11 protein-coding genes and 1 tRNA gene are annotated in these 15,866 nt (G+C 69.8%); 10 read left to right on the top strand and 2 right to left on the bottom strand.

Annotated elements, in window-relative coordinates; translation table 11 throughout:
- Positions 1 to 26: 26 nt before the first annotated feature.
- The 5 genes from AOP72_RS09390 to AOP72_RS09370 all read left to right on the top strand — a co-directional run bounded on the left by AOP72_RS09390 (position 27) and on the right by AOP72_RS09370 (position 6,246).
- A complete protein-coding gene (locus tag AOP72_RS09390) occupies positions 27 to 1,565 on the top strand; it encodes a sugar ABC transporter ATP-binding protein (protein WP_062135463.1) in 1,539 nt (512 codons plus the stop codon).
- Positions 1,562 to 2,608, top strand: coding sequence for an ABC transporter permease (locus AOP72_RS09385; protein ID WP_062135460.1), 1,047 nt, complete (start codon positions 1,562 to 1,564; stop codon positions 2,606 to 2,608). Before AOP72_RS09390 ends, AOP72_RS09385 begins: the two co-directional genes overlap by 4 nt.
- Positions 2,605 to 3,636 (top strand): ABC transporter permease subunit, encoded by a 1,032-nt coding sequence (locus AOP72_RS09380; protein ID WP_084631665.1) that lies wholly within the window; start codon positions 2,605 to 2,607, stop codon positions 3,634 to 3,636. The genes AOP72_RS09385 and AOP72_RS09380 overlap by 4 nt, the downstream gene beginning before the upstream one ends.
- 62 nt (positions 3,637 to 3,698) lie before the next feature.
- Positions 3,699 to 5,216 (top strand): sugar ABC transporter ATP-binding protein, encoded by a 1,518-nt coding sequence (locus AOP72_RS09375; RefSeq protein WP_062135457.1) that lies wholly within the window; start codon positions 3,699 to 3,701, stop codon positions 5,214 to 5,216.
- 10 nt (positions 5,217 to 5,226) lie between these two features.
- Positions 5,227 to 6,246 carry a LacI family DNA-binding transcriptional regulator gene (locus AOP72_RS09370; protein ID WP_062135454.1) on the top strand — a complete coding sequence of 340 codons (1,020 nt, stop codon included), beginning with the start codon at positions 5,227 to 5,229 and terminating at the stop codon, positions 6,244 to 6,246.
- Here the strand turns inward: AOP72_RS09370 and AOP72_RS09365 are convergent.
- Complete coding sequence (locus AOP72_RS09365; protein WP_238581653.1) at positions 6,201 to 7,004, bottom strand: GTP pyrophosphokinase; 804 nt, start codon at positions 7,002 to 7,004, stop codon at positions 6,201 to 6,203. The genes AOP72_RS09370 and AOP72_RS09365 overlap by 46 nt on opposite strands.
- Before the next feature lie 126 nt (positions 7,005 to 7,130).
- Positions 7,131 to 7,203 (bottom strand) — tRNA-Arg (locus tag AOP72_RS09360).
- Between the two features lie 201 nt (positions 7,204 to 7,404).
- Here AOP72_RS09360 and AOP72_RS09355 point away from each other — a divergent pair.
- The 5 genes from AOP72_RS09355 to AOP72_RS09335 all read left to right on the top strand — a co-directional run bounded on the left by AOP72_RS09355 (position 7,405) and on the right by AOP72_RS09335 (position 15,739).
- Complete coding sequence (locus tag AOP72_RS09355; protein WP_062135450.1) at positions 7,405 to 8,994, top strand: GTPase domain-containing protein; 1,590 nt, start codon at positions 7,405 to 7,407, stop codon at positions 8,992 to 8,994.
- Positions 8,991 to 10,337, top strand: coding sequence for a GTPase (locus AOP72_RS09350; RefSeq protein WP_062135447.1), 1,347 nt, complete (start codon positions 8,991 to 8,993; stop codon positions 10,335 to 10,337). Before AOP72_RS09355 ends, AOP72_RS09350 begins: the two co-directional genes overlap by 4 nt.
- On the top strand, positions 10,334 to 11,161 hold the full coding sequence (gene proC, locus AOP72_RS09345; protein ID WP_062135445.1) for a pyrroline-5-carboxylate reductase: 828 nt from the start codon (positions 10,334 to 10,336) through the stop codon (positions 11,159 to 11,161). Before AOP72_RS09350 ends, proC begins: the two co-directional genes overlap by 4 nt.
- A 329-nt stretch (positions 11,162 to 11,490) precedes the next feature.
- Positions 11,491 to 13,077 (top strand): serine/threonine-protein kinase, encoded by a 1,587-nt coding sequence (locus tag AOP72_RS09340; RefSeq protein ID WP_062135442.1) that lies wholly within the window; start codon positions 11,491 to 11,493, stop codon positions 13,075 to 13,077.
- A gap of 76 nt (positions 13,078 to 13,153) precedes the next feature.
- Complete coding sequence (locus AOP72_RS09335; RefSeq protein ID WP_062135440.1) at positions 13,154 to 15,739, top strand: metallophosphoesterase; 2,586 nt, start codon at positions 13,154 to 13,156, stop codon at positions 15,737 to 15,739.
- The last annotated feature ends 127 nt before the right edge of the window (positions 15,740 to 15,866 follow it).

Below are 15,866 nucleotides of genomic sequence, written 5' to 3'. Positions count from 1 at the left end.
TACGAGACGAAGAGGTCGTAACGCCCATGCCTGCGGACACCGAAGTCCAGCCCATCGTCGAGATGCGCGGCATCACCATCGCATTCCCCGGAGTACTGGCGCTCGACGGCGTCGACTTCCGACTCATCCCCGGCGAGATCCACTCGCTGATGGGAGAGAACGGGGCCGGCAAGTCCACGCTGATCAAGGCCCTCACCGGCGTCTACGCGATCGACAGCGGCACCATCGCTGTGTCAGGGAGCGAGCGCCGGTTCGAGGCCACCGCCGACGCTCAAGCAGCCGGCATCTCCACCGTGTACCAAGAGGTGAACCTGTGCGCGAACCTCTCGGTGGGTGAGAACGTGATGCTGGGGCACGAGAAGCGCGGCCGTGCCGGGATCGACTGGCGCGCTACGCACTCGGAGGCCGAGAGGCACCTCGCGGGTCTGGGGCTCCGGCTCGACTCGAGGTCTGAGCTCGGCAGCCATTCCATCGCCATTCAACAGCTCATCGCGATCGCCCGCGCCATGGTGCTGGACGCCAAGGTGCTGATCCTCGACGAGCCCACCTCGAGTCTCGACCGAGGTGAGGTCGAGCAGCTGTTCGCGGTGATCCGCGACCTTCGCGATTCTGGCGTGGCGATCCTGTTCGTCAGCCACTTCTTGGATCAGGTCTACGAGATCTCCGACCGCATCACGGTGCTGCGCAACGGCCAGCTCGTGGGTGAGCACCTTGCCGCCGACCTTCCCAAGGACGCTCTGGTGGCCGAGATGATCGGGCGAGAGCTCGAGGACCTCGCGGCGATCTCGGATCGCGCGGACCGCGAGATCGATCGCACCGGCACGCCCATCGTCAAGGCGACCGGGCTCGGCAAGCGAGGCATGCTCGAGCCGGCGGACCTCGAGGTCTACGACGGCGAAGTCGTCGGCCTGGCAGGGCTGCTCGGATCCGGCCGCACGGAACTGGTGCGCCTGCTGTACGGCGCCGACCGCGCCGAGACCGGTGAGGTCGCGGTGGACGGCACATCTGTCCGCATTCACAGCCCGCGCCACGCCATCGACCACGGCATCGCGTTCTCCTCCGAGGACCGCCGAGGCGAGGGAGTGGTCGCCGACCTGACGGTGGCCGAGAACATGATCCTCGGCATCCAGGCGCGTCGTGGGTGGCTGCGCCGTGTCTCGAAGGCCGAGCAGGACGCGGTGGTCGCTGAGTACATGGAAGCGCTCGGCGTGCGCCCCGCGGACCCCCATGTGCCCATCGGCAATCTCTCGGGCGGCAACCAGCAGAAGGTGCTCCTGGCTCGCTGGCTCGCGACGGCTCCCGAACTGCTGATCCTTGACGAACCCACCCGTGGCATCGACGTCGGTGCCAAGGCGGACATCCAGCGCAAGGTCGCCGAGCTGTCCGAGAAGGGACTGTCCGTCATCTTCATCTCGTCCGAGCTCGAGGAGGTGCTGCGCCTCGCGCAGCGCGTCATCGTGCTGCGTGACCGCAAGGCCGTCGGCGAGCTCGATGCTCATGAGGTGGACCTTGACGGGCTCGTGGATTACATCGCCCACTCCGAAGAAGGGAGCGTGTCGCGGTGAGAATCCTCAGACACCGCCTGTTCTGGCCCGCCGCGGCGCTGGTGACCCTGCTCGTGGTCAACACGATCGCGAACCCCAACTTCGCACGGATCACCATCCGCGACGGCCAGTTGTACGGCAACCCGATCACGATCCTGCGCGACAGCGCCCCCTTGATGCTGGTCGCGCTCGGCATGACTCTGGTCATCGCCACACGCGGCATCGACCTGTCCGTCGGCGCGATCATGGCGGTCTCGGGAGCGGTCGCGCTCACGATCATCGACGACTCTCCCAACCCAGGGAGCGTCGGGACCGTGGTCGTCGCCGTCATCGTCGCCGTGGTCGTGGGCCTGGTGCTCGGGGTGTGGAACGGGTTCCTGGTCTCCGTGATCGGCATCCAACCGATCATCGCCACCTTGGTGCTCATGCTCGCCGGCCGTGGCGTCGCGCTGCTGATCACCGGCGGTGAGATCACCACCGTCAACAGCGCACCGTACAAGTTCATCGCGAGCGGCTATCTGATCATCCTGCCCATCGCGTTCTTCATCTGGGTCGCGGCCGTGGTGGTGGTCAGCATGCTCGAGCGGCGCACCGCGCTGGGCATGCTCACCGAGTCGGTGGGCATCAACCCCGAGGCCAGCCGCCTCGCAGGGGTGCGCTCACGCGGCATCATCTGGAGCGCCTACATCGCCTCGGGAGTTCTCGCTGGCATCGCAGGCGTGATCTACGCCTCGAACACGATGGCGGCGGACGCCAACTCGGCGGGCTACCTCATCGAGCTGTACGCGATCCTTGCGGTGGTGCTCGGCGGCACGTCCTTGATGGGCGGCAAGTTCTCGATCGCCGGCACTGTCATCGGCGTGATGACCGTCCAGGCCTTGGAGAAGGCGATCCTGTTCCTCGGCGTCCCGCCCGCGCAGGCCCCCGTGTTCTTCGCCGTCGTCGTGGTCGTCGTGGTGCTTCTGCAGGCGCCCCGAGTCCACGCCTGGGGCCGTGCGGCAGGGCGCCGCATGGGCGTGGGTGCCAAGCCGAGAACCGATGACCGGAAGGAGGTGGCGGCATGAGTGCCACCGACGCCACGACCACCACCAGCAGCGCATCAGGCGCCGGCGCCAAGGGCATGATCGGCACCTTCACGAGTCGCTACGCCTCGGTGCTTCCCACGTTCGCGGCCATCACGATCCTGATCGCGCTGCTCGCGGGCGCCGAGATCTACTTCGGCAACTTCCTCACCGGCCGCAACATGTCCGCATTGCTGCTCGACAACGCGTACCTGATGGTGCTGGCGGTCGGCATGACGTTCGTGATCGTCACCGCCGGCATCGACCTCTCGGTCGGGTCCGTGATGGCCTTCACCGGCATCTTCGGAGCCAGCCTGTTCGCGAGCGGTGTGCCGTTCGTCATCGTGATCCCCGTGATGCTGCTCTCTGGCGTCGCGATCGGGCTGCTCATCGGAGTGCTGGTGCAGTACTTCAACGTGCAGCCGTTCATCGCGTCGCTGGCCGGGCTGTTTCTTGGGCGGGGCCTGGCGTACGTGGTGAGCCTGCAGTCGATCCGCGTCGAGGACCCCGTCCTCTTGTGGCTGGGGTCGACCCGGTTCACGCTCGGTGACTTCTACATCGCACCGACGGGTGTGATCGCCCTGCTCACCGTGATCGTCGGCGCGCTCGTCATGCACTTCACGCGGTTCGGTCGCACGGTCTATGCGGTGGGCGGCTCCGAGCAGTCCGCTCGCCTCATGGGACTGAACGTCGCCCGGACCAAGGTGATGGTGTACGTGATCAGCGGCCTCTGCGGCGGACTCGCCGGATTGGTGCTGACGGCCTACACCGGTTCCGGCTACCCACGCAACGGCATCGGCACCGAGCTCGACGTGATCGCGGTCGTCGTGATCGGCGGCACCCTGCTGAGCGGAGGTCGCGGCTACGTGCTCGGCTCGATGATCGGCGTGTTCGTCTTCGGCACCATCAACACGATCATCAACTTCATGGGCGCCGAGCAGTCGTGGACCCACATCATCGTGGGTGCGTTGCTGCTGCTGTTCATCGTGGTCCAGCGGGCCATCGTGGCGCGCTCCGACAGATCTCGGTGACCGCGAGTCCCGTTCTTCTCAGCGATGTGGTCTCGCCCCGTCCACCGTGCCAGGATGGCTCCGTGGACGGGGCAGAGCCGCTCGTGGAGCTGGAGGGTGCGACGGTGCGCTTCGGCGCGTTCACCGCGCTCGACGGCGTCGACTTCCGGATGTTCCCCGGCGAGGTGCACTCCCTGATGGGAGAGAACGGCGCCGGCAAGTCCACGCTGATCAAGGCGATCACAGGAGTGCTGCCGCTCGACGAAGGCTCCCTGACGTTGGCCGGCGAGTCGGTGCAGTTCGCCACGCCCCACGCCGCGCAGGCCGCCGGCGTGTCCACGGTCTACCAAGAGGTCGACCTGCTCCCCAACCTGTCCGTGGCGGAGAACATCTGGCTTGGCCGCGAGCCCCGGCGCTTCGGCCTCATCGACAACGCGGCCATGAGGCGTCAGGCGAGCGAGGTCCTCGACGGGCTCGGCCTCGACATCGACCCGGCCTCGATCCTGGGCAGTCACTCGCTCGCGGTGCAGCAGCTGGTCGCCATTGCGCGCGCGATCTCCACCGACCTCAGGGTGCTGGTGCTCGACGAGCCCACCTCGAGCCTCGACACGGACGAGGTCGCGGAACTGTTCCGCGTCATTCGCGACCTGAAGCAGCGCGGCGTCGCCATTCTGTTCGTCAGCCACTTCCTGGACCAGGTCTACGAGATCTGCGATCGCGTCACCGTGCTCCGGGACGGTGCGCTCGTGGGGGAGTACCTCACCACCGAGCTGCTGCGGATCGATCTGGTGCAGAAGATGCTGGGCCGCGACGTCGCCGAGTTCGCGACTCGCGAACGCGTGGTCGAGCCCGACCTCCCGCCGGACCCCTTCCTCAGTGCCCGCGGCATCACCAGCGCGCCGGGGATCGTCGACGCTGACATCGATGTCGCCGAGGGTGAGGTGTTGGGCCTCGCGGGCCTCCTCGGCTCGGGGCGCACCGAGTTGGCCCGGGCGCTGACGGGGATCGACCGGCCGCAGTCGGGGATCATTCGCATCGAGAAGAGCGAGGTGAGGCTCGAATCTCCCCGGCACGCGCTCCAGATCGGCGTCGTCTACTCGTCCGAGAACAGGCGGACCGAGGGACTCCTGCCGGAGCTCTCGATCCTCGAGAACATCGTGCTCGCCGTGCAGGCGCAGCAGGGAGCCATGCGCCGCATCCCGCTCGCGCGTCAACGGGAGCTCGCGATGAGCTGGATCGACGCACTCGGCATCCGTCCGTCCGATCCGGATCGCAAGGTCGGCACGCTGAGCGGCGGCAACCAGCAGAAGGTGATGCTGGCCCGCCTGCTCGCGCTCTCGCCCCGCGTGCTGGTCCTCGATGAGCCGACCCGAGGCATCGACGTGGGCGCGAAGGTCGAGATCCAGAACCTGGTCGGAGAGCTCGCGGACAACGGCCTGGCCGTGATCTTCATCTCGGCGGAGCTCGAGGAGGTACTGCGCGTCGGCGACAGGGTGGCGATCCTGCGCGAGGGGCGCGTCGCCGAGACTCTGACGGCGGATAGTCTGAACCCCGACACATTGCTGGCGCTGGTGGCGCAGCCGGACCTGCCGGAAGCCTGAGGGGGACTGCGTGGCGCAAGAGAAGCCGGCCCGCGCGGCGAACATCTTCGATGTCGCGCGCCTCGCCGGCGTCTCCCACCAGACCGTCTCGCGGGTGATCAACGGGCTTCCCAACGTGCGGCCGGCGACAAAAGAGCGCGTCGAGCAGGCGATGAAGCAGCTGCGCTACAGCCCGTCCCCGGCGGCCCGGGCACTGGTCACTCGCCGCACCCGCACCATCGGCCTCATCACCTCGGGTTCGGTGGACTACGGGCCGAGCTCGATCGCGATGCACTTCAACCGCGCCGCTCGCGACGCCCGCTACAGCGTCGACACCGTCTCGACGGGGGAGCGCGATCCCGAGACCGCCAAGCGAGCCGTCGAGGGTCTGCTGCGTCAGCGCGTCGACGCGGTGGTGATCGTCGTCAACGACGCAGAGGTGCTGGAAATGGTCCGCGCGCTGGACCTGGGAGTGCCGCTCGTCGTGGCCGCGTCGACCGCGCGGCGCGGCCCTCAGCTCGTGGCGATCGACCAGTACCGCGGGGCGAGGGCCGCCGTACGCCACCTCGCCGAGCTGGGCCACACGCACATCCTTCACCTCGCGGGTCCGGAGCAGTCGACCGATGCGATCGAGCGGGTGCGAGGCTGGCGAGACGAACTGGCGGCGCGACGTCTCGACGCGGTCGAGCCCCGTCACGGCGACTGGACGGCGGAGTCGGGGTTCGTGATCGGCGCGGAGCTTGACCTCGGCCCCGGCGCCGCGGTGTTCGTCGGGAACGATCAGATGGCGATCGGTCTCATGTCAGCATTGCGCCGGCGCGACCTGCTGGTGCCCGACGACGTCAGCATCGTGGGATTCGACGACATTCCCGAAGCAGCCTACCTGTACCCGCCGCTGACGACGGTGCGACAGGACTTCGCGGCGCTTGGCCAGATGATGATGCAGAAGGTGCTCGTCGCTCTCGAGGAGGGAGCTGACGAATCTGCGGACACGCCGCTGCCGACTCAGCTCGTGGTGCGGGACTCGACGCGCGACGTCACCATCGGCTGACCGGACTCCCGCCCGGCACTCAGCGTCGCCTCGTCGCTCAGCTGGACCGGCATCGGGCGGACTTCGTCGCGCAGGGTGCCCATGCGCTCGTCGAGTGTGGCCGCCAGTCGCGCCGCATCGGCGAGCTCGCTCGCGAGGTCCGCAGGCATGTCGTGGCGGTACTTGTAGAACAGCTTGTGCTCGATGCTCGCCCAGAAGTCCATCGCCATGGTGCGGATCTGGAGCTCGACGGTGATGTGCTCGGTGGTGGAGGACAGGAAGACCGGCACTTGCACGATCAGATGCAGTGACCGGTAGCCGTTCGGCTTGGGCTCAGCGACGTAGTCCTTGACCGTCACGATGGTGAGGTCGGGCTGGTGCGCGAGCATGTCGGCGACCCAGTACAGGTCCGAGACGAACGTCGCGGTGATGCGAATGCCGGCGATGTCGGCGATGCTGGCCCGCAGCTCGTCGACAGTGGGATCGCAGCCGATGCGGTGTGCCTTCGCGATGATGCTGTCCACGCTCTTGAGCCGCGAACGCACGTGTTCGATGGGGCTGTACTCGTGGCTGCGCTCGAACTCCCGTCGCAGGATGTCGACCTTGGTGAGGACCTCGTCGATGCCGAACTGGTAGAGATCGCGCATGTGGGCGATCTCCTCCCGGGTGGCCTGAACTCCGTCGCCCGCGACGGACGTGGGGTCGCCCTCACCGGCGTCTCGTCCGGGGGCGGTCGATGCGCCGACGTCAGATCCGCCGATCTCAGATACGCGGTGCACGGGCGTGGCCTCCAGTCTGCGGCCACGGAATGGCCGCGGCGCTGCTGAGTGAACGCGTGACTCCTGGCAGGTGTGCCCGTGAGGATGCCGTGGGCGGCCCCAGGCGTGGGGAGGGGTCAGGAGGGGTGCCCCCGGCAGGACTCGAACCTGCAACCTACGGATTAGAAGGCCGTTGCTCTATCCATTGAGCTACGGGGGCGACGGGCGTGCGCGAGGCACGAATCCCCAGCGTACTGGCACCCTCGCCACCCGGAAAAGCGACCCCGCCCGCGCATCGGCCGTCCGTGCTCGCGTTATGGGGCGGAACCAGGCGTGACGATGTGAGGCTCGGGACGTGGGCACGGTAACCTGATCACTGCGCTCGCGGCACGCCTGCGCGAGGAGGAGGGACCATACCGGCATGACGATCCGGCCGATCAAGACATGGTCGCATCCCGGCGCGCTCCTCGACGCTCTTGTGGACACCCGTGACGTCGTGGCGGGCATCGAGCTGCCGATCCCGCTCGGCGACGCCGAGAGCACCAGAGAGCTGCGGGCACATATGCTCGACCAGCTCGATCACCACCTCATTCCGCGCGTGCGCGAAGAGGCGTCCCCCGCCATCGTGGTGGTCGCGGGGTCGACAGGCGCCGGCAAGTCCACCGTGGTGAATGCGCTGCTCGACGAGCAGTTGACCGCGTCGGGGGTGCTGCGACCCACCACGAAGGTGCCCCACGTCTTCCACCACCCCCTCGACGCCGACGTGCTGAGCTCGATCGCGCACGAGGCCAAGGTCATCGCGACCGAGGCCGTGCCGCGCGGGCTCGCGCTGATCGACTCACCAGATCTGGACTCGGTGCGGGGCGAGAACCGTCACGTCGCCGAGCAGCTGCTCGAAGCCGCGGACCTCTGGATCTTCGTGACCACCGCCGCCCGCTACGGCGACGCCGTGCCGTGGGAGGCCCTCCGGCGTGGTGCCGAGCGCGGGGCGTCCATCGCCATGGTGCTCAATCGCGTGACGGTCGACGTCGCGGCGCAAGTGCGGCGCGAGCTCGTGGACCGGCTCGCGAGCGAGTCTCTCGAGGCGCTTCCGCTGTTCGTGATTCCCGAGGACACCGAGGGCGGTGCGCGCCTGCCCCACGACGTCGTGGGCGGCCTGGGCCGGTGGCTCGAGGGCGTGGCGGCGGCTTCCGCCGCGACCATCGTGGAGCGCACCATGCACGGCGCCACCGAGTCTCTCAAGGAGTGGCTCGAGACCCTCGCCGAGCGCATGGACGACCAGGCGGCTGCGGCCAAGGAGGTCCGTTCCGAGGTGCGCCGCTGCGCGGCACGGGCCGAGGCCGCCGGCGGGGAGGCCTGGTACAAGGCCGTCCCCACGGGTTCTCTCGAGGCCCGTTGGGAGACCGCGTGCGCCGAGGGAGGTCCGCTCCACAAGCTGCGCAACAGCGCCTGGACCAAGCGTCGCAGCGCGCGCGAGCTGCGCGACGAGGCGCTGCGCGTGATCGAGATCGAGGTGATCGAGGCCGTCGAGGCGACCCTCGCTCGCGACGCCGACTCGGCGTCGGAGGCCATGGTCACGGCGCTCACGCACGGCGACGAGTCGCCCGGCCGGTGGCTCGCCGCCCAACGAGACCCGCGCGACGCCCGCGTGATGCGCGAGCGCCGCGCCGCCGACGCGACCCGCGCGTGGCTGTCCAAGATCCGTGAACAGGTGATGCGCCTGCCGGGCGCCTCCCGGGGCGCCGAGGTCCTCGGTGAGGACGGGCTCGCGGCGACCCTCGCATCGGCCGCGCTGGGCGTGGAGCCGGCGCGCATGCTGCTGGGCACCCTCGTCACCCCCAGCCTGGGCGACGTCCTCCACCTGTCGCGCGCGGAGCTCACCGGGGCACGCCGCTACTGCATCAACCGCGAGGCGCTCGACATGATGCGTCCCACCGACGTCACGTCGCTGCTTCCGGAGGCCTCGTCGTCGGTGCGCCTGCGCCGCGCTGAGCTCAGGGGACTGATGTGACCATCCAGTTCGAGCACGTCGAGCCGCCTTCCGAGACGACCGTGCTCGTCGAGCGGGTGGCGCGCCTGCGCTCGTCGATGGAGTGGGCGTCCGAGGCGATTCCCGTCGGCGTGCGCGAGGAGGTGCGCGCGACCATCGAGCGGTGCGACCAGCGGCTCGCGATGGGCGTCGACTTCACCGTGGTCGCGCTCGCCGGCGGCACGGGATCGGGCAAGTCCAGCCTGTTCAACGCGATCGTGGGCCGCGAGTTCGCGGTTCCCGGCGTCGCCCGCCCCACCACCTCGCACGTGAGCGCGGCAGTGTGGGGGGACAGGGCCGATGCGCTGCTCGATTGGCTGGAGGTGTCGCCTGATCGGCGGCTCGGGCGGGAGATCGACCAGCTCGACTCCGATGACGAGGCGACGCTGTCAGGAATGGTGCTCCTCGACCTGCCCGACCACGACTCGATCAATGCGGCGAACAGGGAGATCGTGGACCGCATCGTGCCGATGGCGGACCTGCTGCTGTGGGTGGTGGACCCGCAGAAGTACGCCGATCACGCGTTGCATCAGTTCTATCTGAAGGCTGCGTCCGAGCGCGACCGTCCGTCCCTGGTGGTCCTGAACCACGTGGACCGGCTGTCCACCGAGGACGCCTGGGCCGTGGCACGAGATCTGCAGCGTCTGCTCGCCGTCGATGGGCTCACGCAGGTGCCGGTGATGCCGGTGTCCGCGCGTACGGGGCACGGCCTGGACATCCTGCGGGCCGAGCTGGCGGGAGCGGTCTCCGCGCGCACCGTCGCCGCTGAGGCAGTGCGGTCAGACCTGGTCAGCGCCGGTCGCTCACTCGCGGGGGCGCTGGCGAAGGATGCCGACCCGCAGCTGCCCGATGTCGACGAGCTGATCGCCGCGCTCGCCCGTGCCGCAGGCGTGGATGCGAGGGCCGATGCGGCGGCCGCGCGTGCGCGAGGCGCTCACGGAGACCTGAGCAGCACGTGGCGTGCGCCGGTGCACACCGTCGAGCGCGAGCGCCTCGACTGGATCGACGCCGCGACGGAAGGACTTCCGGTCGCGTGGCGACAGGTGGTCTCGGAGGCCGTCGAGGGCGCCGCCGACCTGGCGCGCCGCATCGAGGAGTCGCTCGAGGACGCGCACTGGCCGACGATCGAGCCGGTGCACGGCTGGCGGGCGCTGTTCGGGAAGCCCGCCGCCGCATCGTCCGCGCGCAAGCGCACGCTCGAGGTGGGACGCGACGCGGTCAGGCGCGAGGTGCTGCCGGCTGTGCTGGAGCCCACCGAGACTATTCACCAGGCCTACCGGGCGCTCGACGAACTCACGGAACTGGACCAGGAGGGCGCCGCATGAGTCCGCGCCGCCGCGTGATTGCGGTGCTCGGCGCCGGCAACATGGCGGGCGCGCTGGCGCGTCGCTGGGCGACCGTTGAGCCCGCGCCCGAGCTGCGGCTCACCACGGGCTCGTCCCGTCCGGCGTGGGCGCAGGGGCTCCCGCACGTGTCGCATGTCGCAATCGCCGACACGCCGACCGCGAACGTGGACGCCGTGGCCGGGGCCGACGTGGTGGTGCTGGGCGTCAAGCCCCACGCGATCGTGGCCCTCGCGAACGAGATCGCCGATGCCCTCGCGCCGGGGACGCTCGTGGTGTCCGTCGCGGGCGGGGTGCGGCTTGCGGACCTTGCGCCGGTGCTTCCTGAGGGCGTCGCGCTGGTGCGCACGATGCCGAACACGCCCGTGGCGGTGGGGCGCGGGGTGACGGCCTTTGCGGTCGCGGCGGGGGCGCCGGAGGGGGCCGCTGCGCGGGTGCGAGAGATGTTCGCCCCGACGGGCGCCGTCGAGGCCCTGGACGAGGAGCTCATTGACGCCTTCTCTGCCGTCGTCGGCTCCGGGCCTGCCTATGTGTACGCCGTGATCGAGGCGCTGAGCGCGGCCGCGGTCTCTCAGGGGCTGTCGGCGGAGCAGGCGGCGCGCATGGTGCCCGCGATGATCGGGGGAGCGGTGGCGTACCTCGAATCGACCGGCCGCGACCCGGGCGACCTGCGCGACGAGGTCACGAGCCCGGGAGGCTCGACGGCGGCCGCGCTCGGGGCCTTCGCCGACCACGGGCTGGCCGAGGCGCTCGCCGCCGGGGTGGGCGCCGCGACCGCGCGTGCGCGCGAGCTCGGTCGCGGCTGAGTCCCGCACTGCGTCGCCTCGCCCTGCGACTCGCGGACACATGACTATTCCGTGAAAGTTTCATGACGGCGGACACCTGATCGCTACCTTCGGTGCGCTGACACGCCGCCCGAATACCACAGGGCGACCCCTGCAAAAGCCCAGGTAGGCCGTCACTTTCTCGTAACCTCGCGCGTTGCGTGTGTGACGGATCACACCTAGCGTTCCGGGTGTCGTCATCGCGTGTCATCCCCCCCCCGGCCGCGGTGCCGACTCACTTGTGATGGCGCGAGTCTCCCTGCGCCGGCGACCGTCCGCGCGGGCGGCTCGCACAAGGAGACAGGACCCTCATGCACCTTTCGAAGCGCTTCACAAGCGCCGCCGGCATCGCCGCCGGGCTTGTGTCACTCATCGGCCTGGGGGTCGGCGCGTCAGTCGCCGGCGCGAGCCCTTCGCCTTCGCCGACACCGGAGGTGACGGCCTCCGCCGCCCCCGTGGCGAGCCCCTCCCCGACCGCCTCCCCGGCGCTCGAGAGCGCGCTCGCTGCGCGCGCATCGGGCGTCCTGGCCGATGACGCAACGATGACGGTGGTGCTCGAAAGCGTGCACGCGCCCGGCAAGGCCGCCACGATCGCTGACGCGACCTGGCCCCTCGAGAGCCGCACCATCGGCGCCGACGCCACCACGCTCAGCGGGCAGGTGATCCACCTGCACGCGCTCGACGGCGAGGCCGACACGTTCGTGCTGGCCGACTCAGCCGGCCGCGTGCTGGCGCGGGTCGACGGCTCCCGGTCCCTGGAGGTGCTGGACCTCCCCGTGACCGAGGCCGCCGCGCTGCCGCGCGCGACCTGGATCGTCACCAGCAACGGCTCGGCGTCGAAGGTCGTCAACGGAGAGCCGCTGGACGGCGTCGACCAGGCGCTGGACCTCTACGACTGGTCCACCGCCGAGGGGGCCCGGATCGCGACATACGACGACAACGACTACGGCACCAACCAGTCCTGGCGAGTGCACACCCCGGTGGCGGTCGCGGACGCAGTGGGCGAGCTCGTCGCACCGGGCGCTGCCCCGCTGGTTCCGGATGCCATCACCGGCCGCTACGGCTGGGGCGCCACGGTCGAGCTCGCGGGCATCGACTGGGACCTGCCGTCCGCCTCGGCCTGGCAGAGCGATGGCGTGGTGGCCTTCACGGGCACCGCGACCGGTCTGCTCGGAGAAGAGGTGGTGGTCGAGGCCGAGTACACGGTCGGCACCGTGGGCGATGCCGTCCCCGCCACGATCGACAGCTTCGCCGGCGTGCGCGTCGAGTCGCTGCGGCTCGACGCCCCCACCCAGGTCCAGCGGCGGATCAGCGGCTCGAGCATGACGGTGACCGCTGACGTCGCGTGGGACTGGGACGCTCTCACGCCGGCGATGCTCGCCAACCCCGGCACCGTCACAGTCCACGCCGTCGCGGATCTCGGATTCGCCGCCACGCTCGAGATCACCCTCTCCGAGCCCGCCCGCTCCAATGTGCTGCGCGACACGAACGTGCGCGGCTGGAGCTTCTCCGCCAGCGACCCCAGGCCTGGCCTGACCGACGGCGACCTCACGGCCGAGGGCTTCGGCGACTGGAGGGCCGGGGGAGCGGCCAATCGCATCAACCCCAACTGGGTCGCGTTCTACTTCGACCAGCCGCGACAGCTCGATGCGGCGGCGATCTACGAGATGTCGTCGGCGGACAACATCGGGGCGGTCACCTTCCAATACCGGACCATGGGCGGCGGCTGGGTCGACACCTCAGCCGGAACGGTGCAGAACACCGGCGGTCGCCTGGTGCTCGAGACGGACTTCGACGCGGTGCTGGCCACGGGGTTCCGCGCCGTGATCGAGCACAAGTCCGACGCTTCGTGGATGCAGTTGGCCGAACTCGAGGCATGGGGGCCGGTCGCGCCGTGAGCGCCCGACCTCACTCCCTTGCGCCCTGCGCACCACCGACGACACCCCTCCTTGGCAGACGAGAAGAGACTTCGACATGCTGACCTCCCCCCTCACCCCACGCTCCGCCCGCGGCTGGGCGGCGATCCTCGCCGGTGCCGCGCTCGGCACGGCCGGCGCTCTCACGCCTGCCGTCGCCGAACCCCTGAGCGGCGCCGCCCTCGACGCCGCCGGGCTGACCGCCGCATCGGCCGTGGAGGACGGCGGATCGCGCTTCTCCGTGGCGGTCCTGCCCGACACCCAGTTCTACTCGCGGTACTCCGCAGAGCAGTTCTTCCCTCAGTACGGCACCGACCCGTTCGAGGTGCAGACCAGCTGGATCGTCGAGCATGACGAGGAGCTCAACACTGCGTTCACGCTGCACCTGGGCGACGTGGTCGACCAGCAGGGTGTCGCAGGCGAGTGGACCGCAGCGGACCGCGCCATCTCGCGGCTCGAGGACGGCGGCGCTGACTTCTCGATCCTTCCCGGCAACCACGATGTCGCGAACATGGGCGCGCGCAGCTCCGAGGCCAACGCCGCCAACTACCTCGCACGCTTCCCCGCGAGCCGCATCGACGACGGCGCCACCTGGGTCTCCTCCCACCAGAACGGCTACTCGAACGCGTATGTCTTCGAGGCCGAGGGCCAGGAGTTCCTGGTGCTCGCCATCGGGTGGTTGGCATCCGCGGACACGTGGGCCTGGGCTCAGGGCGTGCTCGACGCGCACCCGACCCTGCCGACCATCCTCACCTCGCACGCGATCATCGACGCGGACAAGGCCACGGGCGGGGCGACGGACTTCTGGTTCGGCCAGGAGATGTGGCAGCAGCTGATCCGCACCAATGACCAGATCTTCATCACGCTGAACGGCCACTTCCACGGCCAGACCCGGCGTGTGCTCACCAACGATGCGGGACACGAGGTGCACCAGCTGCTGCTCGACACCCAGATGGCGGCCGACGGCGGCAACGGCATCATGGGCGTGATGGAGTTCGACCTCGACGCGGGCGTCATCGACTTCGCGACCATCTCGCCGTGGGTGACCGTCAAGCGCGACGCGTCTCTCACCCCGGCCGACACACCCGTGTTCAGCGGCCCGCAGGCCGACTTCACCCTCGACATCGACTTCGAGGAGCGGTTCGCGGGATTCGCGCCTGACTTCGGGCCCGGTGACGGCTCGTTCGGCGACCTGTCCGAGCGTGCGAAGGAGATCGCCTCCGAGGGCTGGGAGGGCGGCGATGGTGCCGGCGCGCTGGTCGCCGCGGGCAGCCGCGCCGACTACCCCGAGGTGGAAGGCACTCTCGCGCACTGGCGTTTCGGTGCGATCGACGAGGGCGTGCTGCCCGAGGGCGGTGTGGTCCCGGATGAGACCGGCGACAACCCCATGCACCGGCTCCCGCTCGACCAGATCAACGCTCCTGCGGAGGTGGAGCAGACCACCATCACGCACGAGAACGTGGCCCACCTCTCGTCGGACCGGGGCGCAATCTGCTTCGCGGACACCTCGCGCCAGGACGGCACGCTCAACTACGTCACCACCGACTACGAGGTGCCCGTGACGCGCGCCGCGTTCGAGGCCGGCTACACCGTCGAGTCCTTCGTGTACCTGTCCGAGGAGTGGACGGTTGAGGACAACCGGTGGGGCGGCTGGCTCACCCGTACCGGGCGACGGTCCACGCTTCCCATCGAATGGGAGCGGTACGACTTCGAGATGGGCCCCGCGTTCTTCTCGGTCTCCGACCTGCGCGAGTTCCAGTGGGGCACGTCGCAGGGGGCCTCGTGGACGGGCACCACGTCCGTATGGTCGGGCGAGATCATGACCGGGAACTGGCACCACGTGGCCGTGGTCAACGACCCGACGGCGCACACGACGATCATGTACGTCGACGGAGTGCCCGTCCTGCGCAACGCCGTCAATCACGACGGCATGACCTTCAACGACGGCTACCCGTGGGCGATCGGCACCAACTGGAACTACGACGAGGCGAACAACGGGTGGAACGGCTGCGTGGGCGAGACGCGCATCGTCGACCACGCCCTCGCGCCCTCCGAGTTCCTCATCCAGCGCGCGGACCTCGACAGCGCCTTCGAGCTCGGCGAAGTGCCGACGGGCGACCTGCCTGCAGGCACGGTGGTGAAGGAGTTCTCCGGGACGGGGCACCCCGGTGCCGAGGTGCGCGTCGAGACTCCCGGGGCCGTGGGCGCGGCGGGCATCGCCTCGGCGACACCCGGCGCGACGGTGCTGGGGACCTCGACGGTCGCGCAGGACGGGTCGTGGACGATCGTGCTCGACTCTCCGATCTCGGCCGCTGGCACGTACGCGCTTCAACTGGTCCCGAGCATCGGCACGCGTGACGGGTCGCCCGTCGCGATGTCGTTCAGCATTGCGGCCGATGCGGGCACCGGGTCTGGGGACGGCTCGGGCGATGGCTCCGGCGCCGGGGCCGATGGCGGAGCTGGAGGCGGCGCGGATGGCACCGGCGGTTCGGCGGGCGGCGACGGCGCGGGGTCGGCTGATGGCGGAGTGAGCGGCGACCTGTCGAGCACCGGTCCCGCCAGTGCCGTCTGGTGGCTCGTCGTCCTGGCGTTCTCCCTGCTGGCGCTCGGTCTCGTGCTGCGGTCGCGCCGCCGCGAGGAGTGACGAGTCCGCGCGGCACTCGGAGCGCGTGCTCCGGGTGCCGCGCGGCCGTCCCCACTGCGGAGGCGCCGACAGCTCTCCACGAGACGTGACGGACGCCCGCGCGGAGCGCGACTCTCACGGATCAGCC

It is taken from the genome of Demequina aestuarii (genome assembly GCF_000975095.1).
Classification (GTDB): Bacteria; Actinomycetota; Actinomycetes; order Actinomycetales; family Demequinaceae; genus Demequina; species Demequina aestuarii.
The sequence above is the reverse complement of the archived record's forward strand: the minus strand, read 5'-3'. Positions and strand labels throughout refer to the sequence as shown.

Coding starts and splice junctions, on each gene's coding strand:
- AOP72_RS09355 (WP_062135450.1), top strand. CDS start 7,405: ATGACGATCCGGCCGATCAAGACATGGTCGCATCCCGGCGCGCTCCTC.
- AOP72_RS09390 (WP_062135463.1), top strand. CDS start 27: ATGCCTGCGGACACCGAAGTCCAGCCCATCGTCGAGATGCGCGGCATC.
- AOP72_RS09335 (WP_062135440.1), top strand. CDS start 13,154: ATGCTGACCTCCCCCCTCACCCCACGCTCCGCCCGCGGCTGGGCGGCG.
- AOP72_RS09340 (WP_062135442.1), top strand. CDS start 11,491: ATGCACCTTTCGAAGCGCTTCACAAGCGCCGCCGGCATCGCCGCCGGG.
- AOP72_RS09380 (WP_084631665.1), top strand. CDS start 2,605: ATGAGTGCCACCGACGCCACGACCACCACCAGCAGCGCATCAGGCGCC.
- proC (WP_062135445.1), top strand. CDS start 10,334: ATGAGTCCGCGCCGCCGCGTGATTGCGGTGCTCGGCGCCGGCAACATG.